General features: G+C 70.6%; 24 protein-coding genes. 9 read left to right on the top strand and 15 right to left on the bottom strand.

Annotated elements, in window-relative coordinates; all coding sequences use genetic code 11:
* The first annotated feature begins 19 nt into the window (after positions 1–19).
* Positions 20–1870, top strand: a complete 1851-nt coding sequence (locus tag ACIBQ1_RS54525; RefSeq protein ID WP_397290668.1) for a hypothetical protein — start codon at positions 20–22, stop codon at positions 1868–1870.
* 63 nt (positions 1871–1933) lie between these two features.
* On the opposite strand, the gene ACIBQ1_RS54520 is transcribed toward ACIBQ1_RS54525, so the two are convergent.
* On the bottom strand, positions 1934–2140 hold the full coding sequence (locus ACIBQ1_RS54520; RefSeq protein ID WP_355365534.1) for a cold-shock protein: 207 nt from the start codon (positions 2138–2140) through the stop codon (positions 1934–1936).
* A 341-nt stretch (positions 2141–2481) separates the two neighbouring features.
* On the bottom strand, positions 2482–4044 hold the full coding sequence (locus tag ACIBQ1_RS54515; RefSeq protein ID WP_397290666.1) for a hypothetical protein: 1563 nt from the start codon (positions 4042–4044) through the stop codon (positions 2482–2484).
* 258 nt (positions 4045–4302) lie between these two features.
* Here ACIBQ1_RS54515 and ACIBQ1_RS54510 point away from each other — a divergent pair, with 258 nt between their 5' ends.
* From ACIBQ1_RS54510 to ACIBQ1_RS54495, 4 genes are read left to right on the top strand one after another with little or no spacing between them, the layout of a single operon-like run.
* Positions 4303–5532: an ABC transporter substrate-binding protein gene (locus tag ACIBQ1_RS54510; RefSeq protein ID WP_397290664.1), complete on the top strand. Its 1230-nt coding sequence runs from the start codon at positions 4303–4305 to the stop codon at positions 5530–5532.
* Position 5533: 1 nt separating this feature from the next.
* A complete protein-coding gene (locus tag ACIBQ1_RS54505; RefSeq protein WP_397290662.1) occupies positions 5534–6475 on the top strand; it encodes a carbohydrate ABC transporter permease in 942 nt (313 codons plus the stop codon).
* Complete coding sequence (locus ACIBQ1_RS54500; RefSeq protein WP_397290660.1) at positions 6472–7281, top strand: carbohydrate ABC transporter permease; 810 nt, start codon at positions 6472–6474, stop codon at positions 7279–7281. The genes ACIBQ1_RS54505 and ACIBQ1_RS54500 overlap by 4 nt, the downstream gene beginning before the upstream one ends.
* 37 nt (positions 7282–7318) lie before the next feature.
* Positions 7319–8332, top strand: a complete 1014-nt coding sequence (locus ACIBQ1_RS54495) for a LacI family DNA-binding transcriptional regulator (protein WP_397290658.1) — start codon at positions 7319–7321, stop codon at positions 8330–8332.
* 189 nt (positions 8333–8521) lie between these two features.
* Here the strand turns inward: ACIBQ1_RS54495 and ACIBQ1_RS54490 are convergent, their stop codons facing one another.
* Entirely contained in the window at positions 8522–8824 is a 303-nt protein-coding gene (locus tag ACIBQ1_RS54490; RefSeq protein ID WP_397290656.1) for a hypothetical protein, read from the bottom strand.
* A gap of 332 nt (positions 8825–9156) precedes the next feature.
* Here ACIBQ1_RS54490 and ACIBQ1_RS54485 point away from each other — a divergent pair, with 332 nt between their 5' ends.
* A complete protein-coding gene (locus tag ACIBQ1_RS54485; protein WP_397290655.1) occupies positions 9157–10533 on the top strand; it encodes a serine hydrolase domain-containing protein in 1377 nt (458 codons plus the stop codon).
* A 40-nt stretch (positions 10534–10573) separates the two neighbouring features.
* Here the strand turns inward: ACIBQ1_RS54485 and ACIBQ1_RS54480 are convergent, their stop codons facing one another.
* The 9 genes from ACIBQ1_RS54480 to ACIBQ1_RS54440 all read right to left on the bottom strand — a co-directional run bounded on the left by ACIBQ1_RS54480 (position 10574) and on the right by ACIBQ1_RS54440 (position 18953).
* Complete coding sequence (locus tag ACIBQ1_RS54480; protein WP_397290653.1) at positions 10574–11833, bottom strand: RNA polymerase sigma factor; 1260 nt, start codon at positions 11831–11833, stop codon at positions 10574–10576.
* Positions 11834–11891: 58 nt separating this feature from the next.
* Complete coding sequence (locus ACIBQ1_RS54475; protein WP_397290651.1) at positions 11892–12266, bottom strand: YciI family protein; 375 nt, start codon at positions 12264–12266, stop codon at positions 11892–11894.
* 36 nt (positions 12267–12302) lie between these two features.
* Positions 12303–12968 carry a DUF998 domain-containing protein gene (locus tag ACIBQ1_RS54470; RefSeq protein ID WP_397290649.1) on the bottom strand — a complete coding sequence of 222 codons (666 nt, stop codon included), beginning with the start codon at positions 12966–12968 and terminating at the stop codon, positions 12303–12305.
* Positions 12969–13089: 121 nt separating this feature from the next.
* Positions 13090–14433: an FAD-binding protein gene (locus ACIBQ1_RS54465; RefSeq protein WP_397290647.1), complete on the bottom strand. Its 1344-nt coding sequence runs from the start codon at positions 14431–14433 to the stop codon at positions 13090–13092.
* A 108-nt stretch (positions 14434–14541) separates the two neighbouring features.
* On the bottom strand, positions 14542–15228 hold the full coding sequence (locus tag ACIBQ1_RS54460) for a nucleoside/nucleotide kinase family protein (RefSeq protein WP_397290645.1): 687 nt from the start codon (positions 15226–15228) through the stop codon (positions 14542–14544).
* A complete protein-coding gene (locus ACIBQ1_RS54455; RefSeq protein ID WP_397290643.1) occupies positions 15225–16094 on the bottom strand; it encodes a sugar phosphate isomerase/epimerase family protein in 870 nt (289 codons plus the stop codon). The genes ACIBQ1_RS54460 and ACIBQ1_RS54455 overlap by 4 nt, the downstream gene beginning before the upstream one ends.
* Before the next feature lie 25 nt (positions 16095–16119).
* The gene (locus ACIBQ1_RS54450) at positions 16120–16875 is read right to left on the bottom strand and encodes an ATP-binding cassette domain-containing protein (RefSeq protein ID WP_397290641.1); all 756 of its coding nucleotides are present in this window, start codon (positions 16873–16875) and stop codon (positions 16120–16122) included.
* Entirely contained in the window at positions 16872–17846 is a 975-nt protein-coding gene (locus ACIBQ1_RS54445; protein ID WP_397290639.1) for an ABC transporter permease, read from the bottom strand. Before ACIBQ1_RS54445 ends, ACIBQ1_RS54450 begins: the two co-directional genes overlap by 4 nt.
* Positions 17847–17900: 54 nt before the next feature.
* Positions 17901–18953 carry a substrate-binding domain-containing protein gene (locus ACIBQ1_RS54440; protein ID WP_397290637.1) on the bottom strand — a complete coding sequence of 351 codons (1053 nt, stop codon included), beginning with the start codon at positions 18951–18953 and terminating at the stop codon, positions 17901–17903.
* Positions 18954–19085: 132 nt separating this feature from the next.
* On the opposite strand from ACIBQ1_RS54440, the gene ACIBQ1_RS54435 reads away from it, so the two are divergent.
* Positions 19086–20294 (top strand): ROK family protein, encoded by a 1209-nt coding sequence (locus ACIBQ1_RS54435; protein ID WP_397290635.1) that lies wholly within the window; start codon positions 19086–19088, stop codon positions 20292–20294.
* Between the two features lie 167 nt (positions 20295–20461).
* Here the strand turns inward: ACIBQ1_RS54435 and ACIBQ1_RS54430 are convergent, their stop codons facing one another.
* Positions 20462–21061 carry a dihydrofolate reductase family protein gene (locus ACIBQ1_RS54430; RefSeq protein ID WP_397290633.1) on the bottom strand — a complete coding sequence of 200 codons (600 nt, stop codon included), beginning with the start codon at positions 21059–21061 and terminating at the stop codon, positions 20462–20464.
* Entirely contained in the window at positions 21058–21885 is an 828-nt protein-coding gene (locus ACIBQ1_RS54425) for a metalloregulator ArsR/SmtB family transcription factor (RefSeq protein WP_397290631.1), read from the bottom strand. Before ACIBQ1_RS54425 ends, ACIBQ1_RS54430 begins: the two co-directional genes overlap by 4 nt.
* Positions 21886–22051: 166 nt before the next feature.
* Here ACIBQ1_RS54425 and ACIBQ1_RS54420 point away from each other — a divergent pair, with 166 nt between their 5' ends.
* Positions 22052–23368 (top strand): cellulose binding domain-containing protein, encoded by a 1317-nt coding sequence (locus ACIBQ1_RS54420; RefSeq protein WP_397290629.1) that lies wholly within the window; start codon positions 22052–22054, stop codon positions 23366–23368.
* 123 nt (positions 23369–23491) lie between these two features.
* On the opposite strand, the gene rplK is transcribed toward ACIBQ1_RS54420, so the two are convergent.
* Positions 23492–23917 carry a 50S ribosomal protein L11 gene (rplK, locus tag ACIBQ1_RS54415; protein ID WP_397290627.1) on the bottom strand — a complete coding sequence of 142 codons (426 nt, stop codon included), beginning with the start codon at positions 23915–23917 and terminating at the stop codon, positions 23492–23494.
* A 45-nt stretch (positions 23918–23962) separates the two neighbouring features.
* Between rplK and ACIBQ1_RS54410 the strand changes: the two genes are divergently transcribed.
* Positions 23963–24856 carry a MerR family transcriptional regulator gene (locus ACIBQ1_RS54410; RefSeq protein ID WP_397290625.1) on the top strand — a complete coding sequence of 298 codons (894 nt, stop codon included), beginning with the start codon at positions 23963–23965 and terminating at the stop codon, positions 24854–24856.
* Positions 24857–24951: the final 95 nt, after the last annotated feature.

Genomic DNA, 24951 nt, shown 5'->3' with positions numbered 1-24951 from the left:
CGACGGTCGAGGAGATCCCATGATCAGGGACGGACGCTACGAGGGGCAGAGCGGCGGCATCTCGGTCACGCTGCGGGTGGACGCGGGCGGTTCGGGGGTGATCAGCGCGGACGTGTTCCAGGTCGCACCGGACGGCGGGCGGAAGACGTACCTGGCGTCGGCGCGCACCGCTCCCGGCACCAAGGTCGCGCTCGACGACGGGACGTGGCCGGCGATCTGGCAGGCCGGTCCGGCGAACAAGACGACAGGGTCGCTGGCCCTGGCCCAGGGAGAGACCGACGGCGTGACGGTCACGTTCGTCCTCGACGCCCCGCTGAACGGGCTGCCCACCCGGACCGAGGTGGTCGTCCCGGCCGAGCACAAGGACGACGCGCTGCGCGAGCTGGGCCTGGAGATCGAGCTGGAGCAGAACGTCCCGGCGCCGAGCCCGGTGATCTTCCAGGGCGTGGAGCGCACGGTCAACGGCTGCCTGCGGGGCGCCGGGTTCACGGTCAAGGAGGTCGGGCGGCAGAGCTCCATCCCCGCCGGGATCGCCGGAGCGTGGGACGACTCGCAGCTCTACACCATGCTGAGCGATCTCATGCTCATCACGGGCGACGCGTCGCTGCGCGCCAGGGCGTGGGAGCTGCACCTGCTCCTGCTGTCCAGGGCGGCCATCCCCGGGCTGGCCGGCGTGATGTTCGACGCCGAAGGGCTGCTCCAGCGGCAGGGCGCGGCGGTCTTCACCGCCGGGTTCCAGGGCGCGACCAGGGATCAGAAGATCATCAGGACCATCGTCCACGAGCTCGGGCACGCGCTCAACCTCGCGCACCGCTTCGAGCGCGTGGTCGGCCGGGCCGACTCGACCTCCTTCATGAACTACGACTGGCGATACCTGGGCGGCGGGCACGAGCAGGACTACTGGCGGGAGTTCGCGTTCACCTTCGACGCCGACGAACTGACATTTCTTCGGCACGGGCCGTTGACGTCGCTGATCCCCGGGGGCGAGCCCTTCCACACCGTCCGCTACTGGGCCGACGGGGGCGGCGGGCACTCGCCGTACGCGCCGGAGATCCCGTTCGACGGATACCGGCTGGCGCTCGCCGCGCCCGAGTCCGGACCGGTCTTCGCCTTCGGCCAGCCGGTGTTCCTGAAGGTCACCCTGGAGAACCGCACGGCGGCGGACCTGGAGGTGGAGCGCTGGGTGCTCGACCCGAAGGCCGGGCCGCTGGAGATCCTGGTGCGCCGCCGCACCGAGCCGGAGGACGTGACCGCGTTCACGCCGATCGCCCAGCGGTGCATGGCGGCCATGGACTCCACCGCCAAGCTCACCCTCCCGCCCGGCGGGGCGCTCAGCAACAACGTCAACCTCACCTTCGGCTCGGCCGGTTTCACCTTCGCCGAACCCGGCGAATACGACATCACTCCGGTCCTCGCCATCCCCGCCCGCGACCCGGCGGGCGAGCCCGTGCAGTGGGTGGTCACCGGCGAGCCGCTGCGCGTCCGCGTCTCACCCCCGCTGGGCGTGGCGGAGGAGCGCGACGCGGAGGTGCTGCGGACGCCGGACGTGGGCGCGTGGTTCGCCCTCGGCGGCAGCGCCGCCCTGGCCTCGGCGGGCGAGGCGCTGGAAGGGGTGCGCGAGCGCCGCCAGGCCGAGACCGGGATCCACGATCCCGTCGTGGCGTCGATCGTCCGGACCGCCGCGCTCGACGCCGCCCGGCCGTCGATCCGGTTCCAGGACGACGAGTACGTCCGCCGCGACGGAGACCCCGCGCAGGCCGCGCGACTGCTGGCCGACCTCGACCCCCGGGCGCTGCGTACATTCGACCCGTACACCGCGCAGCAGACAATTGCCCTCGCCGCCCAATATCGCGGCGCGGCGGAAAAGTGAATTCTTGAGGAAAACGCGAGACCGGGCCCGCAAGCGAGCCCGGTCTCAGACGTGCGTGCCGTGTCAGGCGGGGACGATGTTCTCCGCCTGCGGGCCCTTCTGGCCCTGGACGATGTCGAAGGACACCTTCTGCCCCTCGCTCAGCTCACGGTAGCCGCCGTTGGAGACGATGTTGGAGTAGTGCGCGAAGACGTCGGCGCCGCCGCCGTCCTGCGCGATGAAGCCGAAGCCCTTTTCAGAGTTGAACCACTTCACGGTTCCGGTAGCCATGTTGATCTCCTTTGGATAAGTGCAGAGAACCTGACCCATCCGGAAATTACCGGCAAACAAAAGCGCGCCCGTAGATCGTATTCGGCGGGCGCGCACAAAGTCTTTATGGGTACCGCAACTGCAACACGCGCAACCCTATCACAGGCTCCTCGCGCAGGGCGCCGGGGGTTTTCTCGTTCATTGCCGTGCTTCGCTAGTTTTTGCCACTGATTGACCTTTTCCCGGCTCAGGGGGCGCGCAGCCGTACACGATGGCCTCGGCCACGCTTCGGACCGCGTCCCTGCCGGCGCTCCCCGGTGGCGCGCTGACCAAGGTGAACAGCGCGCCACCGTAGAGCGCGATCATGGCGGGGACCTTCTCGCGCGGGATGGTGAGTCGGCGAAGGTCCGCAGCTCCTCGCGGAGCTCGGGGTGGGGCTCCGCGTCGGCGGCCGCCCGCATCCAGCCGAGCACCTCGTCGGGCACCTCCGGCCAACCGGACAAGGCACGCAACGCGCCCCAGCGCAGCCGGGTGACGCGGTTGCGCAGGGCCGCCCGGATCAGGGGGATCCCGACGCCCGGGTGCCTGTCCAGGCCGGCCAGCACGGCCTCCAAGACCATCTCGGCCTCGTACCCGTGCCCGATCCCGAGATCCGTGCCGGGGCCGTTGGCGAGTTCGTCTACCGGTAGGAGCTCCAGCGCGGTCGCCACCACCTGGGCGGCCTGGGCGTGATCGGCCATACCGATGGCGATGTGCCAGCAGTAGAGGTCGTCGGGCCGGATCCGCAGGTGCGCGATCACCTCGGGGATGGCCGGGAGCGCCAGGCGTTCGGCGGCGTTCAGGGCGGGTCGGAAGAGGTTCGTGCCCGGCTCGGCCAGGTGAGTGAGCACCAGCGTCCGCCAGTCGTCCCGGCCGGCCAGCTCGTCGTAGCGCCGACGCAGGGCCCGTACGTCATCCTCCGGCCAGCGGAGATCGTCGCCGTGGAGGTACGCCCTGATGGTGAGGCTGTTGTTCACCAGTCCGAGCGTCGCCTCGCGGCCCGCCACCAGCTCGGCGAAGCGGGCCAAGGCGGGCACGGCGTCGGCGTAGCGGGAGACCCCGGTGGTCGGGCCGTCCTCGCCCCACACCAGCGTGGCCAGCACGCCGCCCGCCGACGCGAGGAGGTCGTCGTCGGGGGCCGGGTCAAGGAGGGCGGCGTACAGGCCACCGGTCGTGGCGGCGATGGGCGCGAGGTACTCGTCCATGATGGCGTTGCGCCAGCCCTCGCGCAGCAGCCAGTCCCTGATCTCGGGATCGTCGCAGTCCCGCAGTCGTTCGACGGCGTGGATGCGGCCCCACCCGTCGACCCTGCGGGCCAGCTCGTAGACCGCCCGGTGGCCGTCGGGCTGGCCGCGCATCAGCGCGACCACGGCGTACAGGGTGAACTCTTCGAGGGCGCCGAGCAGGAGCAGCAGGTCGCGGTCCCGTTCGTCGCCGCAGGCGCCCACCAGCGCGATGCCGATCTTCGTCGCCTCGCGGCGGGTGCCGTACTCGGCGAGGTCCCGGCCGATGGCGCGCAGCCGGTCTCCGGGCAGTCGCCGGCGTCCGAGCTCGGTGAGGAGATCGTCGGCGAGGTCGAGTGCCTGGGACTCGGCCAGGAGGTCGTGCAGGCGTGACATCAGCTCAGGCGTCGGCGATGCGGTGAGCGTGTGGACGAGGTCGGCGACCTCTTCGACGGTGGTGTCGTCGCCGTGGGGTCCGGAGTGATGGGAGCGGATGCCGTCCATCACGGTGCTGGAGATGAACAGGCCGCCCGGTGGGCGGGCAGGCTCGTCCGGCAGGTCGGTCGCGGGCCAGGGGCCGGGGCCGTACCTGGCGGACATGGTCAGCGCGTGGGCGAGGAAGCTGGGCCGGTCGTCGCCCGGCCGCCACGAGCGGGGGCTCATCGGCCCGGGCGGTGGCCGCCCTTCCATGAGATGGTCATGGTCGGCATGATGCCGGGGCGACCGCCCTTTCCGCAAGATGTTTCGTAACGTTACAGCGATTGGGCGGGGGCTCTCGCTCACTGACGTACGTCCGGCGTGCTGAGCGTTCGGTAACGCGCTCTTGACACGCTGCGATTCGTGTCGATACATGTTTTATCGATACAACCCCCCAGCGTACGAAGGGCTGGACCTCCATCCCCCCGAAGTAAGAGGTGCGCGATGCCCCTGCTCACAAGATCGGCCGCGGTTCTGGCGGCTGCCGTCCTGGTCCTGGCCGGATGCGGCTCGGGGAGCGAAGGCGGCGGGAAGACCAAGCTGACCTTCTTCTCCTGGGACAACGAGCAGTCGATGAAACCGCTCATCGAGGCCTTCGAGAAGCAGAATCCCACCATCGACGTCGAGTTCTCCACGGCGCCGCCCGTGGCGGAGTACATCTCGACGCTGCAGACCCGGCTCGTCTCGGGCACCGCCGCGGACGTGTTCGCGATCGCGGCCGAGAACAAGACGAACCTCATCCAGGGCGGCTTCGTCAAAGACCTGACCGGCAAGCCGTACCTGGCGAACATGTCGAAGTTCAACACCGCGACCTACTCCCAGGACGGCAAGGCGTACGGCATGTCGATCTCGTCGTGGTCCGCCGGCATCCTCTACAACAAGGACCTGCTCGCCAAGGCGGGCGTCACCGAGTTCCCCACCAAGTGGGACGACTTCCTGGCGCTGTGCCAGAAGCTCAAGGCGGCGGGCCTGACGCCGTACTACGACTCGGTGACGGGCATGCCGCTCACCCTCGCGGCCCTGGTCGGCAGCGAGAACGCCCGCCAGGGCGGCGACGTCGACGCGCAGATCTTCGCGGGCAAGAAGAAGTTCGGGGACCTGTGGCTCGGGCCGCTGACGAACTTCAACCAGCTGTTCACCAGCGGGGTGATGAGCAAGGACGTCGTGGGCCTGTCCGGCGATCAGATCGTGGACGAGTTCGCCAACGGCCGCGTCGCGATGATCTCCGCGGGCCCGTGGAACGTGTCCACGCTGCGGGAGAAGGCGCCGAAGATGAACATGGCCTTCGTCGGAGTGCCGACGCCCGACGGCAAGCCGTTCTGGTCCGGCGCGGCCTCGCCCGGTTACGCCATCAACGCCAAGACCGAGCACGAGAAGGAGGCCGAGGCGTTCCTGACGTACCTCGGCGGCAAGGAAGGCGTGACGCTCTTCAACAAGCAGACGGCGGCCATGACCACCACGTCGGACGTCACGCCCGAGATCGACAAGGTGCTGGAGCCCAACCTGAAGGCGCTCAAGGAGGGCACCTTCTACCTGCCGCAGATCGCCTGGCCACGGGTGCAGGACGCGCTCAACACCGAGGCGGTGGCGCAGCTCCAGCTGATGGTGCAGGGCCAGAAGCAGCCGGCCGACGTGGCCGCCGCGCTCGACAACCGGCTCAAGGGCCAGAGCTGACATGACGGCGTTCGGCACGAGGGCGCCCGCCGCGACGGGCGCCCTGTCCTGGCTGATCTCGCCGAAACGGCTGGAGGGGCTGCGCCTGCAGGCGTTCCTGGTGCCGATCGGGATCGTGTTCGCGGTGCTGTTCGCGATCCCGCTGGCGCAGTCGTTCTACTTCAGCGTCACCGACTTCAACGGCTACTCGACGGACGTCAACTTCGTCGGGCTGGAGAACTACCGCAGGATCTTCTCGGACCCGGCCATGCTGGCCGGGCTGGGGTTCACGCTGGTGTACGCGATCGGCACCACGGTGATCGTCACCCTGCTGGCGATCCCGCTGGCCGTACTGCTCAACCGGCGCTTCTTCGGCAGGAACGTGGTGCGGGCCGTCTTCTTCTTCCCCGCCATTCCCAGCATCGCGATCCTCGGCCTGGTGTGGGCGTTCATCCTGTCGCCGCTCGGCTCGGGCGCGATCAACTGGACCCTCGACGCGGTGGCCGGGCTCGGCCCCGTGCCGTGGCTGGCGAACGGCACCCTGGCCCAGCTGTCGGTCATCATGGTCGCCGTCTGGTCGTCCACCGGCTGGCACGCCATCCTCTACCTGGCGTACCTGCAGTCGATCCCCGACGACTACTACGAGGCCGCGCGGGTCGACGGCGCCTCGCCGCGCCAGTCGTTCTTCTCCATCACGCTGCCGCTGCTCGCGCCGGCCGTCACCATCAGCTCGCTGCTGCTGATGACCGGCGGCCTGAAGGTCTACGACCTGCCCTACACCCTCACCAAGGGTGGCCCCGGGTACGCCACGTTCACCATCACCCAGTCGATCATCCAGAGCGGCATCGCGCAGGCCAAGTTCGGCCAGGCGTCGGCGCTGGCGGTGGTCTTCATGCTGGTCGTCGGCGCGATCGTGGCCGTCCAGCTGGTCCTGTCGAGCCGGCTCGAAGGGCGCCTGTCATGAGAAGGCCGCTGCTCAGCTTCGGGATGATCCTCGCCGCCGCGCTGGTCGGCGTGCCCTTCTACTACATCGTCGTCAACACGTTCAAGACGCAGCGGGAGACCTCGGCCTCGCCGCTCGCGCCGCCGACGAGCCTCTACCTCGGCAACTACGCACGGGTCTTCGAGAGCACGCCGATCCTGCAGTCCTTCCTCAACACGCTGTACGTCACCGCCGTCTCCATCGTGATCATGCTGATCATCGGGTCGATGGCGGCGTACGCGATGCTGCTGCGCAAGACCCTGGTCAACCGGGTGGCCGGCGCACTGCTCGTGATCGCGTTCCTGGTGCCGGGGCAGGCCACGCTCATCCCGGTCTACCGGATCCTCGTGCGGCTGCGGCTGGTCGACAGCCTCGAAGGGCTCATCTTCCTGTACGCCGCCGGCTCGATCTTCTGCTACTTCCTCATCCAGGGCTACCTGCGGTCGCTGCCGATCTCGATCTTCGAGGCGGCGCGCATCGACGGGGCGGGCCCGTGGCAGATCTACTGGCGGATCGTGCTGCCGCTCATCCGGCCGATCCTCATCACGGTCGGCGTGTTCCAGACCATGTGGATCTGGAACGACTTCATCACGCCGAACGTGTTCATCAGCTCGCCCGACAAGCAGACGCTGGTCCTGCAGGTCTACAAGGCGGTCGGGGAGTTCGGAGTGGACTGGCCGGCGTTCATGACGCTCAGCGTGATCGTGCTGACCCCCGTCGTGATCTTCTTCGTGGCGATGCAGCGTCACATCGTCAGCGGGCTGCTGCGGGGGAGCGTCAAGGGTTGACGCGTGAGAGGATGCGGGCCGTGCGGGTGATCAGGGAATGGTGACGATCCAGGACGTGGCCAGGGCCGCGGGCGTGTCCGCGATGACCGTGTCCCACGTGCTCAACGACCACCCTCATGTCAGGAGTGAGACGCGGGCCCGCGTGCTGCAGGCCATCACCGACCTCGACTACCGGGTCAACGTGGCGGCACGCAACCTCCGTACCGGGCGGACCGGCACGATCGGGCTCGCCGTGCCCGAGGTGGACCGGCCGTACTTCGGGCAGCTTGCGGCCGAGATCATCGCGGCGGCGGCCCGGCACAACCTCAAGGTGGCCATCGAGCAGACCGGCGCCTCGCGCGAGGGCGAGCTGGACGCGCTCGCCCTGTCGCGCAACCGCCTCTACGACGGGCTCATCCTCAGCACCGTCGGGCTCGGGCCGACCGACACCGACCTGCTCAAGGTCGACTACCCCATCGTCATCCTGGGGGAGCGCATCTTCGACGGGCCCGTGGACCACGTCGCCATGCCCAACGTCGAAGGCGCCCGCGCCGCCACCGCCCACCTGATCGAGCGGGGCTGCCGTCGCATCGCGCTCGTCGACGGCGGCGCCCAGGGCGAGGAGATCAACGTCTCCAGCCTGCGTTACGCCGGTTACCGCGAGGCGCTCGACGAGGCCGGCATCGCGTCGGACCCGCGGCTCGTGGCCCCGACCCCGCAGTTCACGATGGAGGGCGGGGCCTGCGCGGCCCGGCGCCTGGTGGACGGCGGGGTGGACTTCGACGGCGTGTTCTGCGTGACCGACACGGTGGCGATCGGGGTGCTGCGCGGGCTGGCCGACCGGGGGGTACGCGTGCCCGGCGAGGTGAAGGTCATCGGTTTCGACAACATCGCCGAAGGCGCCTACACGGTGCCGTCCCTGTCGTCGATCGACCCCGACCACCAGCTGATGGCCGGCACGGCCGTCCGGTTCCTCGTCAAGCGGATCACGGAGAAGGGCAAGAAGCGGGAGGTCGCGCGCGAGTTCGTCAGCCGCTTCACGGTCGTGGCCCGCGAGTCGACCGGGACATGAGGCCGTTGACATGATTGCGCACCGTACGTAACGTTAATTATGTCCAGTCGCTAGCGAATATATATTCATAGCCCTCTCGTTGGCCCCCACGCAGGAGAGAGCATGCGCGCGTGAGGTGACCGGGCTCGGGGCGGGCTTCCTCCGAGCGTGGTGGGGGTCCGAGGGACCCCCACGAAACGTCGTATCGGGTCAGTCCTCGCCACGATAGGCGCGCAGCTCGCGGCGCGCCTGGCGACGGCTGCGGCGGCGCTCTTCGCGACGGAAGTCGTACCACTCCCGGCCCCCGCTGATGGGGCCGCACTCGAACAGGTAGTGGTCGGTGGCACCCCAGTAACAGCCGCCGATGGTGCGGTTCAGGGACGCGCTGTCGGAGGTGATCTCGTCCGGCAGCGTGCAGCCCCCGAATCGATGATCATGTACGGGCCGGCACGTCACCATCGGGACGTCGGCCATCCCCACCCACCAGGGCCGGGTCTTGTCGGTCCTGCTCATACGGTCACCTTTCGGCTCCGTGACGCCCCTGGCTGGGGCCGTCATAAGACCGGGTGCACCGTGATCACCTCCGACTTCGCGTACGACATGCGGCTTGATCCAACGCTACCTCGCGCGAGCGGAGAGGATGGCGGAATGTCCCGCGAACGGCTGCGAGCCACCTTCGACACGGTGGCGTCCTCCCAGGAGCCGCTCACCCGGCACTGGCCGGCCGTGCTCACAGTCGGCCGCCGCGGCGGGGCGTGACAGCGCGCTGTCAGACCCGTGTCAGCGGCGGCGGCCATCGTCCTACGTGCACGCCAGAAACGTACGAGGACGAAAGGGCGAGGGCGATGTCGCAGGAGAAGCTGTCGGAGTTCGTCGAGGTGACGGCCGAGGAGTTCGGGATTCCCGGCGTGGCCGTCGGGGTGCTGGCCGGGGGCCGGGAGTTCCGCGCCGCTCATGGCGTGACGAGCCTGGACAACCCGTTGCCGGTCGATGACAGGACGCTGTTCCATGTGGGCTCGGTGACCAAGACCTTCACCGCGACCGCGCTGATGCGCCTGGTAGCGGAGGGCAAGGTGGAGCTGGACGCGCCGGTGCGCCGTTACGTGCCCGAGCTCATGCTCGCCGACGAGGCCGCCGCCGCGCGGATCACCGTGCTGAACCTGCTCAACCACACCGCCGGGCTCGACTGGAACCTGATCGACATCGAGGAGGGGGACGGCTCCCTGGCCGCGTTCGTGGCGCAGCTGTCCGGTCTGGCGCTGATCGCGCCGCCCGGCGCCCGCGCCTCCTACAGCCAGGCGGGCTACAACCTGGCCGGCCGGATCATCGAGAACGTCACCGGCCTGAGCTACGAGAGGGCCATGTCCGCGCTGGTCCTGGAGCCGGTCGGGCTGTCGAACACCTTCTTCGAGCTGGACGACGTCATGGTCCGCCGCTTCGCCGTCGGTCACAACCGCGATGAGGACGGCGCCCTGAGGTTCGCGCAGCCGTGGAAGGCGTGGCGGGCCGGCCTGCGCGGCAACGACCCCGGCGGCGGCATCGCCTCCTCCGTCAGCGACCTGCTGGCCTGGGCCCGTTTCCACCTGGGCGCGGCGGAGGGGGTGCTGCCCGCCGAGGCGCTGCGGCGCATGCAGGAGCCCACGGTCGAGCTGCGGGCCAGCACGCTCGGCGACGCCGTCGGCATCTGCTGGTTCCTGCGCGAGGTGGACGGGGTGCGCACCATCGGGCACGGCGGGTCCGGCAACGGCCAGTTCGCCGAGCTGCTCATCGTGCCCGAACGCGACTTCGCCGTCGTCTCGCTGGCCAACGCCGGCCCGGACGGCTACCGCTGCAACGAGGCCGTCGTGCGCTGGGCGCTGGAGCACTACCTGGGCGTGGTCGAGCGGGACCCCGAGCCGATCCCGTACGACCACGCGCGGGCACGGGAGGTCGCCGGCCGCTACGAGATCGCCGCCATGAACCTCGACCTCGCCACCGACGGCACCCGGCTCACCCTGGAGGTCGGGATCAAGCCGGAGATCCGCCAGGCGTCGGAGACCGAGATGCCCCCGGACTACCCGCCGGCCGCCATCGGCTTCCTGCCCGGCGGCGGCGACGAGTACATCGTCACCGAGGGCGGGCTGAAGGGGCAGCGTGGTTTCTTCACCCGCGACGAGGGCGGCACGGTCGTGGGCGTGGACCTCGCCGGCCGGCTGTTCGGCCGGACCACGACCACGTCCTGACCGACAGCCGTTCAGGCTGCCGGGCGACCCGAGGAGGGCGTCAGGGTGACAGCGTGGCGGCGCGCTCCAGGAACAGGTCGCGTTCGCGGGCGTTCCGGGTCAGCCCGGCCGCGCGCCGGAACTCGGCGGCCGCCTCCTCGGCGCGCCCGAGCCTGGCCAGGAGGTCGCCGCGGACGGCGGGCAGGAGCGCGTACTCCCGCAGGGCGCGCTCGTCCCGGAGGGTGTCGGCGATCTCCAGCCCGCGCGCGGGCCCGTACGCCATGCCGATCGCGACCGCCCGGTTCAGCTCGACGATCGGCGAGGGCGTGAGGTGGGCCAGCAGCCGGTAGAGGGCGGCGATGCGTTCCCAGTCGGTGGCCTGCGGGGTGAGCGCGCGGGCGTGGCACGCGGCGATGGCCGCCTGCAGCCCGTACGGCCCGAGCGTGCCCAGCTCCTCGGCCCGGCGCAGCGCGTCCAGGCCGCGGCGGACCAGGAGCCGGTCCCAGCGGCTGCGGTCCTGGTCGAGCAGGAGGATGGGCGAACCGTCGCGGGCGGTCCTGGCCGGGATGCGCGAGGCCTGGATCTCCATGAGCGCGAGCAGGCCGTGGACCTCGGGTTCGGCGGGCATGAGGCCGACCAGGACGCGGCCGAGGCGCATGGCCTCCTGGCACAGCGACGGGCGGATCCAGTCGTCGCCGGCGGTCGCCGCGTACCCCTCGTTGAAGATCAGGTAGATGACCTCCAGGAGGGAGGCCAGTCGCGCCGGGAGTTCGGCGGGCGGCGGCAGCTCGATCGGGATCTTCTGCTCGGCGAGGGTGCGCTTGGCCCGCGAGATGCGCTGCCCGACGGTGGGCTCGGGGACGAGGAAGGCACGGGCGATCTCGGCGGTGGACAGGCCGCCGAGCAGGCGGAGGGTGAGCGCGAGCCGGCCTTCGGCGGGCAGCGCGGGATGGCAGGAGGTGAAGATCAGGCGGAGCAGGTCGTCGCCGATGTGGTCGTCGAGGGCGTCGTCGAGCTCGGCTTCCGCGGACTCCTGGCGGAGCTCCAGGTCCCGGCCGAGCTCCTGCAGCTTGCGCTGGTAGGTGTCGCGACGGCGGAACTGGTCGATGGCCCGATGCCTGGCGGTGAGCGTCAGCCAGGCGCCCGGATTGTCGGGTACGCCCTTACGCGGCCACTCTTCGAGCGCGGCCACCAGGGCGTCCTGCGCCAGCTCTTCGGCGAGCCCGATGTCGTTCACCAGGCGGGCCAGGGCGGCGATGACGCGGGCGGACTCGATCCGCCAGACCGCCTCCACCGCTCGGTGCGAATCAGCTACCGTCATGCGTCCTGAATACAGCATCCGGCCGCGGACCGCGTCCGCGACCGGATGGAGCGCCGGGTCAGGCCGGCGGGGCGAAGTCCTCGGGGCCGAACAGCCGCAGCACGTCCGATTCGCCCTCCCAGCCCGGCCACAGGTCACGGTGGAGCTTGAGGAAGCGGGTGGCCCACTCCACGGCTTCCTCCTTGCTCCTCACCTCGTAGAGTGCGTAGCTGATCAGTTCCTTGGCCTCGGCGAACGGGCCGTCGCTGACGGTCAGCCGGCCCCCGCTCACCTCGACCCGCGCCCCCTCGGAGCTGGGGGCCAGGCCGCTGGTGTCGAGCAGGGTCCCGGCCTCGGTGGCCTCCTGGCCGAGCTTGAAGATGGCCTCCATGAGGTCGGCCGGCGGGGGCCCGTCGGGCTGGGCGGCGACTCTGAGCGTGATCAGGTAGCGCATCGTGAACTGCCTTTCTCTATGGGTCGGAAGGGGAAGTCAGGCGGTGTGGCGGGACAGGTTCAGCGACAGTAGCGACAGCCAGCCCCAGACCGCCACGATGCCGGCGACGAACAGCAGGTTGGCCCAGGCGACGCCGCCGCCGGAGGCGATGCCGACGAACGAGCCGAGGAAGAGCGTGCCGGTGACGCGGGAGTACAGGGCCCAGCCCCTGCGGCCCTCGCGGGACTGCCGGGAGGCGATGACGTAGCAGGCCGCGACCAGGCACAGGAATCCGACGCCGCCGGCGGCCAGGTGCAGGATCCCTGACAGGGTGACCGGGCCGGGGCCTTCCGGGGTGCCGGCGGGGAAGCCCATCGCGGGGTCGGCGCGGAAGATCGCGGCGCCGATCATGCTGGCACCGAACGCGCCGACCAGGATCGGCGCCCAGCGGGCGCCCCGTCCGGGCGCCAGGGCGCGGCGCAGGCCGGCGGCGGCGGCGATGGTGGCCAGGGCGGTGATGACGAAGTTGGCGGTCTGGATCCAGCCGAGTTCGCCGTTGGCCAGGAAGCTCCACGGGTGGCGGGCCAGGTCGAAGCCCTCCCGGGTGAACGCCTGCGCCAGGGCGACGGTCACGTAGAACGGGCCGGCGACGATGCCGCAGCCGAGGAGCAGGCGCTGGACGGAGATCGTACGGGCGGATGAGTGGGCGAGCTGCTGGGTCATGGTCGTCAACCTCGTATCGGCGGGGCCGGCCCGTCCGGCCCTCTGGATACGCTGCGAACGAGGAGAGGCGGTTTCGACACGCGCCCGGAAGAATTTTCAAGATTTTCTTCGACGCGAGATGTCAGGGCGAGTCCGGGAACATCCCCTGCCCGGGGGTCAGCAGATGACGCCGATCGAAGCGGGCCTTCGCGTTCTCGACGGCGGGCCACGACGGGCCGTAGTGGTCCTTCCAGTCGGCCTGCGTGAGCGCGACGGCGCTGACCGGATAGAGGTGCCCGCCGACGGCGCGGACCCGGTCGTACGCCGTGCGGTTGGCCTTGACCAGCCTTTCCGTCAGCGAGGGGTCGTCGGCGGGGAAGCGGACGAAGCCGAAGAGGAACGCGACCTCCCCCTCCGGCAGCCGCATCAGCGGCGTGCGCGCACGGCCAGGGCGGATGGGGTAGAGCAGGACGCGTCCGAACTCGCCCAGGTCCTCCTGGCGCAGGTCGGTGAGGAGCTCCGCGACCAGGTCGTCGGCGGACGCGTCCGGGACGAAGGAGTACAGCCAGGGGTGGGGATCGTGCCAGGTGCCCGCCGCCCGCAGGTTGCTCTCCAGCTTGCTCAGCCGCCGGAACAGCTCCGGATACGGCAGGTCGACACGCTCGGCCTGGGCGCGGAGGTCGGACAGGCCGGCCAGCGTCTCGTCGTCATCGGGTGGCGAGTCCGCCGCGTGCCAGACCCCTGCCTCGACCACGTGCTGCCGGCCCGACGGATGCGGCCGGATCGCGCCTTCCAGGTAGTCGACGCGGTCCGTGGACAGCAGGCGGCGCTGGTCGGCCGTCATCGCCCGGTGGTCCGGGTAGAACAGCGTGTGCAGGCGGACCAGTTCCGGGGCGCGGACGAGCCGGAGGACGGCCCGCGTGATGATCCCGTACTGGCTGAGCCCGGCGCGTACGGCGTCGAAGAGGCCGGCCTGCCGGCTCGCCGAGCACGTGACGATCTCGCCCTCGCCCGTCACCACCTCGAGTTCGACGACGTTGCAGCTCTGGAAGCCGTGGCGGAACGTCATGCCGCCCACGCCGCCCGCGGAAACGGTCCCTCCGACCGACAGGTCGAGATAGTCGGTGAGCACCGGCGGCGTGAGCCCGCGAGGCAGGGTGGCGTCGAGCACCGACTGCCAGGTCGCACCGCCGCCCACGGTCACGCGATCGGCTTCCACCGCGTGCACGGCGCCCAGCTCGCTCATGTCGATCACGAGACCGCTCTCGGCCTGCGCCCGGCCGTAGACGGAGTGGCCCTGCCCGCGCGCGGCCACCGGCATCCGCCGCCCGGCCGCCCGGCGCACCGCGGCGGCCACGTCCTGGGCCGATCCCGGCCGGCACACGGCCGCGGGCCGCCGCCTGATCAGGCGCCCGAAGTCCGCGCTCGCGGCATCCAGGCTCTCCGGATCAGAATCGGTGGCGTACGGCCACGCTTCCTCGCTCATCCCGTCCCCCCGAACCGAGCGCCCGAACCGAGTGCTGTCACTCACGGTTACCATAAACCGCCGGTGCGCAACTCGGCGGCCATGCGGACGTGGCGGCCCCTCTGAGGGTCACATGCCGCCGGGGTGCTCGATCGACCGGATGACGGCGTCGGGGACGATCAGGTCGGCCTTCGGCCTGGTGGCGGCGATCAGTTCGGCGTTGCGCTCGTCGACCTCCTCCACCCAGCTCACCGCGTGGTCGCGCGGCTTGCCGAAGCGCACGTGCCGGGTGACCAGCCGCCGCAGGCGCTCGGCGGAGTCCAGGTCGCAGTACCAGACCTCGTCCAGCCAGGGCCGTACGCGGGCCCAGTCGCCCGCGTCGAACAGCAGGTAGTTGCCCTCGGTGATGATCAGGCGGGCGGCGCGGGGGATCGGGATGCTGCCGGCGACGGGCTGCTCCAGGTCGCGTTCGAAGGCGGGAGCGTAGACCACGTCCTCCTCGTCCTCGCGCAGGCGGCGGAGGAGGGCGGCGTAGCCGGCGGCGTCGAAGGTGTCGGGGGCGCCCTTGCGGTCGCGGCGGCCGAGCCGGTCGAGCTCGACGTCGGCCAGGTGGAAGCCGTCCATGGGGACGTGCGCCACCCAGTCGGCGGTGAGGCCGGGGGGTGGCTCCTGGCGGAGCAGGCGGGTGAGGGTCACCGCGAGCGTGGTCTTGCCCGCGCCGGGGCTGCCGGTGATGCCCAGCAGGGCCCGCCGGCCGTCCCGGACGCCGGCACGGGCGCGGGCCAGGAGGTCGGCCAGGCTCTCGGAAGGCGTCATCGGGCCCGGCTGGTGTGCAGCTGGCCGGCGATGAAGGCGCGGGCGTGGCGGGCGAGGTCCTCGCCGTCGTCCCACAGGTTGCGCCAGATCGCCAGGTCGTTGGAGAGCCCCTCCATCACCACCGCGGAGGAGAACGACTCGAAGGTGATCGGCCCCTGGTACCGGATGTCGCCCAGGGCGTGGAAGAACGCGGTGAAGTCCAGGTGGCCGGAGCCGAGATACCCGCGGTGGTTCTCCCCGATGTGGACGTAGCCCAGCCGGTCGCCGACCTCGCGCACGGGGCGTACGAGGTCGTCCTCCTCGATGTTCATGTGGTAGGTGTCGAGGTGGATCAGGACGTTGTCCTCGCCGATGTCGTCGGCCAGCCGCAGCGCGTCCCGGGCGGTGTTGATGACGTTGGTCTCGTACCGGTTGCAGATCTCCAGGCCGAGCGTCATGCCGTGGCCGCTCGCCTCCTGGGCCAGGCGGCGCAGCACCGCGACCACGTTGCGCCGGCCCGCCTCGGTGAGCGGGCGGCCGTACTTGCCGAGCGCGCTGTAGAGCGCGCCGGTGAAGTGGGTGCCGCCGAGCCCGCGCGTGACGGCCAGGGAGTCGTGCAGCAGCTTCTCGCCGCGCTCGACCACGGCCGGGTCGTCGCTGGAGACGTCGGCGTCGAACGCGAGGCCGCGCGAGCAGGCCACGCCCAGCCCCGCTGCCCGCAGGGCCTCGCGCGCCGCCGCGACGTCGAGGTTCACCGAGTCGTGCAGCGAGAGTTCCAGCAGGTCGAAGCCGGTCGCCTTGGTCTTCTCGATGGCGTACGCCAGCGAGGCCGGGCTGGTGTCCCCGACCCAGACGAGAGCGTGGACGCCGATGGGGTTGGTGGTCATCTGGATGAGCTGCCTTTCTGGGGCGTCAGTTGCTGAGCGCGCCGGTGATCAGGGCGACGATCTCCTCGCCGGTGGTCTCGGCCGTACGCCGGCCGCCCACGCACTGCCCGGCCCGCATCACCCAGACCTGCTGGCTGAGCCGCATGACCTGGGCGAAGTTGTGGCTGATGAGCAGGACCGCGTGGCCCTCGTCGCGCAGTTTGAGGATCAACTCCTCGACCCGGGCGGTCTCCTGCACGCCGAGCGCGGCCGTGGGCTCGTCCATGATCACGAGCTTGGAGCTGAACCCGGCGGCGCGGCAGATCGCCACGGCCTGGCGCTGGCCGCCCGAGAGCCGGCGTACCCGGGACTTCACCGCGGGCACGTTGACGGCGAGCGTGGAGACCATCTCGCGGGCGCGGGCCTGCATGGCGCGCCGGTCGAGCAGGGCGATCGGGCCGATCCTGCGGACGATCTCGCGGTTGAGGAACAGGTTCTGCCACACCGTGAGGTCTTCCACCAGCGCGAGGTTCTGGTGCACGGTCTCGATCCCGGCCTCGCGGGCGTCCTCGGGGGAGCGGAAGTCGACCTCGGCGCCGTCGAAGACGATGCGCCCGCTCTGCGGCCGGTGGATGCCGGAGACGCAGCGGACGAGGGTGGACTTGCCGGCGCCGTTGTCGCCGACCAGCGCGGTGATCTCGCCGCGGCGCAGGGTGAGGGAGACGTCGGCCAGCGCGCGGACGCTGCCGAAGGCCAGGGAGACCCCGTGGGTCTCGAGCAGGGGAGTGCCGTTCTCGGTCATCGCTGGAACCTTGTGAGCAGGGCGGCCAGCACCACGACGACGCCGACGGCCAGCGGTTGGTAGAACTGGGAGACCCCGAGCAGGGTCAGCCCGTTGACCAGCGCGACCAGCAGCAGCGCGCCGATGACCGGGCCGATGATGGTGCCCCGCCCGCCGAACAGGCTCACGCCGCCGAGCACGACCGCGGCCACGGAGTTGAGCAGGAAGGAGGTGTTGGAGGCGGGTTCGGCCGCGCCGACGCGGGCGACCAGGAGCAGCGCTCCCAGCCCGGCCAGCGCGGCGCTGATGGTGTAGACGGCGACCTTGATCCGCCGGGTGTTGATGCCCATCGCGTTGGCCGACTCCGGCGAGCCGCCGGTGGCCAGCACATAGGTGCCGAACCTGCTGTGGAACAGCACCACGTGCGCCACGATCGCGACCACGATCGCGATCAGGAACGAGTAGCCGAAGATCCCCACCCGCCCGGTGGACAGGGTGAGCAGCGCCGGGTCAATGATCGTGACCGGCTTGCCGTCGGAGAGGATCAGCGCCAGGCCGGAGGCCGCCGAGAGCATGCCCAGCGTCACGATGAAGTCCGCGATCTTCCCCCAGGCGACGATCAGGCCGTTGGCCACGCCCGCCACCGCCGCGGCGAGCACGCCCGCCACGCAGGAGAGCGCCAGCCCCCACTGCGCCGTGTACGCCTGGCCGAAGACCACCGCGCCCAGCGTCATCGCCGAGGCGATCGACAGGTCGATGCCGGCGGTGGCGATCACGAACGTCTGGCCCACGGCCAGCACGATCAGGATCGCGGCGGCCAGCAGCATGGAGGTGATGTTGCCGGGGCTGAGGAAGGTCGGGTTGAGCGCCTGGAACACGATCACCAGGACGACCAGTCCGACCAGGGCCGCCCACTCCGCCCAGAACCCGACGTCTTTCAGCCTCGCGGCCCAGTGCTCTCCGTCACGGGCCGCGAGCGTTGCGTTTGCCATGTCTGTCACTCCTCGTCCCACCGGGCCGGACGGCCGGGCAGGACGGCATAGGCGCTACTTGATGAGGGACGGGAACGGGTCGTCGTAGCTGCCGAACGGCTTGGGCGTGGCCGCCAGCGCCTTGTCCGCGTTCTCCTTGGTGACCAGCTCGACCGGGGCCTTGACGTTGGCGGGCAGCGTCTTGCCGGTCGCCGCCGCCTGGCACGCCTCGACGCCCATCAGCCCGATCGCGTACGGGTACTGGGCGACGGTGCCGTCCAGGGTGCCGGCCTTGACCGCGTTGAGCGCGTCCTTGACGCCGTCCACGCTGATGACCCTGACCTTGCCGGTCTTGCCGGCGTTGGCGACGGCGCGTGCCACGCCCAGCCCCATGTCGTCGTTGGCGACGAAGAACCCGGCCAGGTCGGGGTGCGCCTGCAACACGTCGGTGGCGGCGGTGAGCGCGGTCTGCCGCTCCCAGTTGGCCGCGACGGTCTGCACCATCTTGACCTTGGGCCCGAGGCCCTGCTGGAAGCCCTCGACCCGGGCGCCGCTGGTCACGTCGCCCGCGATGCCGCCGATGGCCGCGACGTTGCCGCCGTCGGACAGGAGCTCGGTCATGCGCTGCCCGGCCATCTTGCCGGCCTCGACGTTGTCGGTCCCGATGTACGTCGCGAGCTTGACGTTCGCGCTCTTGGCCGCCGCCGCGTCGATCGGGCTGTCGATGTTGACCACGGTCTTGTTCTGGGCGGAGAGCTGGGCCAGGCCCTGGACCAGGTTGGTGCCGGAGATCGGGTTGATCACGTAACAGGAGAAGTCCTGCCCGGCCAGCCCGTTGAGCTTGTCCGCCTGGCCGGTCGTGTCCGTGATGGCGTTGGCCGCCTGGACCGTGACGGGCACCTTGGCCGTGGCGGCCTGGTCGTCCATGCCCTGCTTCATGGTCTGGAAGAACGGGTTGTCCAGGCCCTTGATCACAGCGGCGATCTTGGGGGTCGCGGTGCCTTCCCCGCCGGCCGCGGGGGTGGCCCCGGTGGTCCCGCCGGAACCGCAGGCAGCCAGCGCGAGCGCGCCCGCGGTAAGAACCGCGCTGAGGGCCGCGGCGCGGCGACCTCGGGTGTTGGCCATCATCGGATGCCCCTTTCAGCGTCGATGGCATGACCGTAACCAGTGTTTCCGATAGATTGCAACACCTCTTTCGACTTTTTATGTCGAAACATGGCTAACTTCCGTCTAGTGGGAGACATAGCTAAAGTGACCCCTATGGATGCACCGAGCCTGCCCGGTACGCGGCTGGGAGCCAGCTCAGGCGAGATCCTCAGCCTGTTCCGCGACGCCCCCGACGGCCTGACGAAGGCCGACGTGATGCGCCACACCGGCCTGTCGCGAACCACCGTCAACCAGCGACTCGACGGCCTGCTGGCGGCCGGCCTGCTGATCCCCGCCGAGGAGGAGGCGCGCACGCGTGGCCGCCCGGCGGGCCAGTTCGTGGTCAACCGCGACCGCGGGGTGCTGCTGGTGGCCGACATCGGCGCGACCGGACTGCGGACGGCCCTGTGCGACCTGGCCGGCGAGGTGCGGGCCGAGCGCGAGGTCCGCGCCGAGGTGACGGCGGGCCCCCAGGCCATCCTCACCATCGTCGACGACCTGTTCACCGAGGTCCTCGCCGCGGCCAGGCGCAAGCCGGACGAGGTGCTCGGCATCGGGCTCGACGTGCCGGGCCCGGTGGACTTCGAGAGCGGGCGGGTCGTCAGCCCGCCGATCATGACCGGCTGGGACCGCTACGACATCCCCGGCTGGTTCCGCACCCGCTTCGAGTGCCCCGTCCTGGTGGACAAGGACGTCAACGCCATGGCGTACGGCGAGCAGCGGCTGCGCTACCCGGACGTGCCCCACCTGCTCATGCTCAAGATCGGCACCGGCGTCGGCACCGGTCTCATCGCCAGCGGCAAGGTGCACCGCGGCGCCGACGGCGCGGCCGGCGACGTCGGCCACATCCAGGTCACGGTGGACGACGTGGCCGAGCCGCCCATCTGCCGGTGCGGCAACGCGGGCTGCGTCGAGGCGTACGCCGGGGGCTGGGCCATAGTGCGCGACCTGCGCGAGGCGGGCCGCGACGTGACCACCGTGGACGACGCCGTACGGCTGATCCGCAGCGGCGACCTCGTCGCGGTGCGGCTGGCCCGGCGCGCGGCCCGCATCCTCGGCGGCGCGATCGCCGACACGGTCAACCTGTTCAACCCGCGCGTCATCGCCATCGGCGGGCAGCTCGCCCACACCGACGAGCAGCTCTTCGCGGGCATCCGCGAGATCGTCTACCGGCGCTCGCTCCCGCTGGCCACCCGCAACCTCCAGATCGTGCGCAGCGATCTCGACCCGCACGCGGGCGTGCTCGGCCTGGCGCAACTGCTGGTCGACGGCATCTACACCCCCGCGCGGGTCCAGCAGCTCGTGGAAGGCGCGGTGGCCTAGCAGCCTGCGCGATCTCGCGCCCGTGACCCGCCCGCGCCTGTACGACAGTGCCTATGAAGGAAGACGACCTCCAGGCGCAGGGATGGGCGAATCGGCCGGTCCGGTCTCGACGGTCGCCGGCTCGGTGGCGAGACCGGCGGCGCAAGATTTCCGGGACGTTGCGGCCGTCAGCGCGCGCGGTCGTAGACCATGGCGATCTCGCCGAGCTCACCGGTCTCCTGGTGCGTGAGCGTCCACTTCGAAGCCGGCAGGCCGTCGTCGAACAGTCGCCGCCCGCCTCCCACGATCTCGGGGCAGATCATGAGATAGAGCCGGTCGAGCAGGTCCGCCGCGAGGAGCGCCTTGATGACGCCGGCGCTGCTGTTGACGAGGATGCCGCCCTCGCCGGTGGCCTTGAGATCGGTGACGACGTCCGCGGCGGGGGCGTTCACCACGCGGGTGCGTTCCCACGGCGCCTCGGTCAAAGTGGTCGACAGGACCACCTTCTCCGTGTCGACCAGCCACTTCGCGTATCCGCGGTCACGCGGGTCGGCGTTCTCGTCCTCGGCGACCGACGGCCAGAACCCCAGGAAGCCCTCGGCGTTGAGCCGGCCGAGTACCGCCGTCGTCGCGCCCTCCCAGATGCGGGCGAGGTGGTCCCGCGCGACCTCGGTGACCGCGTACGGGACGATCGCGCCCAGGTCGCCGCGGCCGCCGGGGCCGCTGTAACGCCCGTCGAGGGTGATGCTGATGTTCGCGGAGACCCTGCGGCCGGTCGAGTCGGTCATGACTGTCGTTCCTTCCCATCGGTGGTGCGCTGAGATGCGCCGACGGCCTCGGCGAAGTTGTCGAGCACCTGGCCCCAGCCGGTTTCGATCCCGGCGATGTAGGGGACGGCCTCGACGGTCGTTTCGGTGATGCGCAGGACGAGCCGCAGCCGGGTGCCCTCCGGGGCCGCCGCGAGGCTCAGGTCGTAGTGGCCGGTGAACGAGATCGCCCCCGCCGCGTCCAGCACCGAGAGGTCGAACACGAGGTGCTCGGGCTCCTTCGCGGTGTGAACGCGTCCCTCGGAGCGGTAGCGCCCTTCGGCGTCGCGGTAGTCGAGGACGGCGCGGCCTCCCGGCCTCGGCTCCAGCGCGCAGTCGGTGACCGTCATCGACGGCGGCGCCCACCAGGACGCGAGCAGGTCGGAGTCGACCCAGTGCCGCCAGACGACGTCCCGGGGCGCGGCCAGCAGGCGCTCGAACGAGAACGTGCGCCCGTCCGCCCACCGCTCCCGGTCCGCGACCGCGGAATCCGCCTCGATGGTGGCGCGGTAGCGCGCGATGACGTCCCGCTCGCCCGCGTGCGCCTCGGCGGTCTCGGCCAGCTCCCGCAGCCGGCGCTCAAGGGCCTTCAGCGGCGCCGTCTCGACTGCGTAGACGCGGCGTTGCCCCAGCGGGAAGACCGTGACGAGGCCGGCGCGGGCGAGGGTCTGGAGGTGCTTGGTGGTCTGCGGCTGCCGCAGGCCGGTCAGCTCGGCCAGCTCGCCGACAGACCGGGGGCGCTCGGTGAGGAGCTCGACGATGCGCCACCGCGCGCCGTCGCCAAGTGCTGATGCGATCTGCTCCATGGCCCAAAGTATTCACTTCAAAGAATATTCTTGTCAAGGAATATCTTCGAGTCGATGAAAGTTACAAGGTCTCCGGCGTGTTTCCCCAGGTCGCGAGCGCCTCTACTTGACCGGGCCGCCGCCGCGCGGAAAGAGTCGTTCCGAACCTTCTGGGGTTGGGAGTCCGATGAGTTACCTTCGTCGCCGCTGGCTGGCCATCCTGCTTCCCGGTCTCCTGGTCGCGCTGTGCGGCCTGGTGCCCTTGATGGAGGAGTCCGCCGGCGCGGTCAGCGACCCGCCCGGCCCCGTGACGGGAAACGCCACCTACTTCGACGGGCTCGGCATGCCGTACGGCGGCTGCGGGGTGCCCCAGGCCAACCTCGACTCGCAGGACTTCGTCGCGCTCAACGTCTACAACACCCCTGGCGACTACACCTTCTATCCCCGGCCGCTGACGGGGGCCGACCTCAGCAAGGCCGGCTTATGGAACAACGGCCTGAACTGCGGCCGCTACGTACAGGTCGAGATCGCCGACTTCTGCACGGGCACCAACGACGGCGCGCAGAACCAGCCGTTCTGCCGCGGCGGCTCCTGGGTCTCCGACGCCTACAACGGCGCGAAGCTGACCATGCTCGTCGCCGACAGCTGCGGCGACTCCAACGGCTGGTGCCGCGACGATCCCTACCACCTGGACCTGTCCAAGGACTCGCTCAACCGCTTCGTGAAGAACGGCGCCCCGATCGGGGACATGTATCCCGGCCACTGGAACAACCGGCACGTCACCTGGTCGTTCGTCCCCGCGCCCAACTACAGCGGCGACATCAATATCGGATTCCTGCAGGGCGCTCAGGTCTGGTGGCCGGCGATCTCCGTCTCGCACCTGGCCAACGGCATCCACGGCGTCGAGTACTTCGCCAACGGCGCATGGCGGACGGCCCAGATGAACGGTGACATGGGCCAGTCCTACGTCATCGGCGGGATCACGTCGGGCTCCGGCCAGTTCCAGATCCGGGTACGGGACGTCACGGACACGCTGATCAACGGCGGGCGGGTGTACAGCTTCACGCTCCCGTCGGCCTGCAACCCGCAGTGCGGCACGCCGTACACCAAGGTCGGCTACACCACCTCGGACGGCTCGACCTCCACGCCCACGCCCACGCCCACGCCCACGCCCACGCCCACGCCCACGCCCACGGGCGGCACCGGCGCCTCCTGCGACGTGAACTACCAGGTCGCCAGCTCCTGGCAGGGCGGTTTCACGGCCAACGTCACCGTGCGGAACACGGGCACCACGACCTGGAACAACTGGACGATCACGTGGACCGCGCCGTCCGGCGTGAGCCTGGTCAGCGCCTGGAGCTCCACCATCACGGCGTCGGGCGCCACCTGGACGATCAGGCCGCCGACCTGGGCGACGAGCCTCGCGCCGGGCGCGACGGCCACCTTCGGCTTCCAGGCCAACGGCCCGTCCACGGCCGGCCCGAGCAACATCACCTGTTCCTGATTAGACGGTTCGGCGCGCCGGCCTTCGTCGCCGACCCGCACCTCGGCGTGATCGACACCCCGAGCGGCCGGGTCGAGCTCCGCACCGCCGTCGGCATCACCCGCGGGTTGTCATCGCTTCGGTCTAGTCGCGGAGGGTCAGGCCCATGGAGCGGGCCGTGCCGGCGACGATCTTCTCGGCCTGATCCAGGTCGGCGGTGTTGAGGTCGGGGAGCTTGGCCTGGGCGACCTCGCGGAGCTGGGCACGGGTGATCCAGCCGCCGCTCTGGTGGCCGGGACGCGGGCTGCCGCCGTCGAGCCCGGCGACGCGGCGGATCAGCGAGGCGGTGGTCGGCTGCTTGGTGACGACCTCGAACGACCTGTCCTCGTAGACGGTGATGACCGCGGGGATCACGAACCCGCGCCGGTCCTGGGTCTGCGCGTTGTACTGCCGGCAGAACTCCATGAGGTTGATGCCGAGCGGGCCGAGGTCCTTGCCGACGTTCGCCGGGCCTGCCTCGCCGGCCTGAATGTGCAGGGTGACGACCCTGGCTACCTTGTTCTTCGCCATGCCGGTTAGGCTAAAGTCTCCAGTTACTGGAATCTCAAGGGAATTATGAGCTACACGATCGGCCGCTTGGCGAAGCTGACCGGCCTGCCGGTGAAGACGATCCGGTTCTACTCGGACGCGGGCGTGCTGCCCGAGCGCGAGCGCACTCCCGCCGGTTACCGGATCTACGGCGACGAGGATCGGGCGCGGCTGGAGCTGATCCGCACGCTCAGGGAGATCGGGGTCGACCTGGCCACGATCCGCTCGCTCGGCGACCGCCGGTTGAGGGACGTGCTCGATCTTCACCTCAAGGCGGTGGAGACGCAGCTCAAGTCGCTCCAGCGGACCAGGACGGTGCTCAGGGCGACGCTCGCGCGGGACGGCGATCCCGCCGAGGAGGATCTGCAGAGACTCCACGCGCTGGGCCGGGTCGGCGCGGCCGAGATGGAGCTCCTGCTGGACGAGTTCGTCGACGAGGTCGGCGGCGACATCGAGGCCCGGCACGAGTGGCTGACCCAGCTGCGCGACGCCATGCTCCCCGAGCTGCCCGAGGAGCCGACCGCCGCACAGCTCGACGCCTGGCTCGAACTGGCCGAGCTGCTCGCCGACGAGGACCACCGCGAGAGCCTGCGCCGGCAGAGCAGCGACTTCTGGAGCGAGGAGAGGGACTTCGACGCCTGGCACGAGATCAACGCCCAGGTCCTGCGGGAGGCGCTGACCGCCGCGCAGGCGGGCGTCGAGCCCGGCTCACCCGAGTCCGAGCCGATTCTCGATCGGGTCCTGGCGCTCCTGGGGCAGAGCCGCGAGGAGATGCTGCGCGTGTTCGACGAGCACGACCCGCGGGCGGCCCGGCTGTGGGAGCTGGTGGCGATCATCGAGGACAGGCCCTGGCCGTCGGAGCCCACCGTCGCGTACGGCTGGATCGAGGCGACGTTGCGTCGTCTGACGCGCACCGGCTGAGGCACGTGCAGACCGTGGTGCCCGGCAGCGGAGTCTGGAACCGCGCGCAGCTCCGCCTGCACGTGGGACGCCGGCGCGACGCGGATCGACGACAA

Origin of the sequence: Nonomuraea sp. NPDC050153, from assembly GCF_044460125.1 — a bacterium.
Lineage (GTDB): Bacteria > Actinomycetota > Actinomycetes > Streptosporangiales > Streptosporangiaceae > Nonomuraea.
This window is presented reverse-complemented; position numbering and strand designations above follow the sequence as displayed.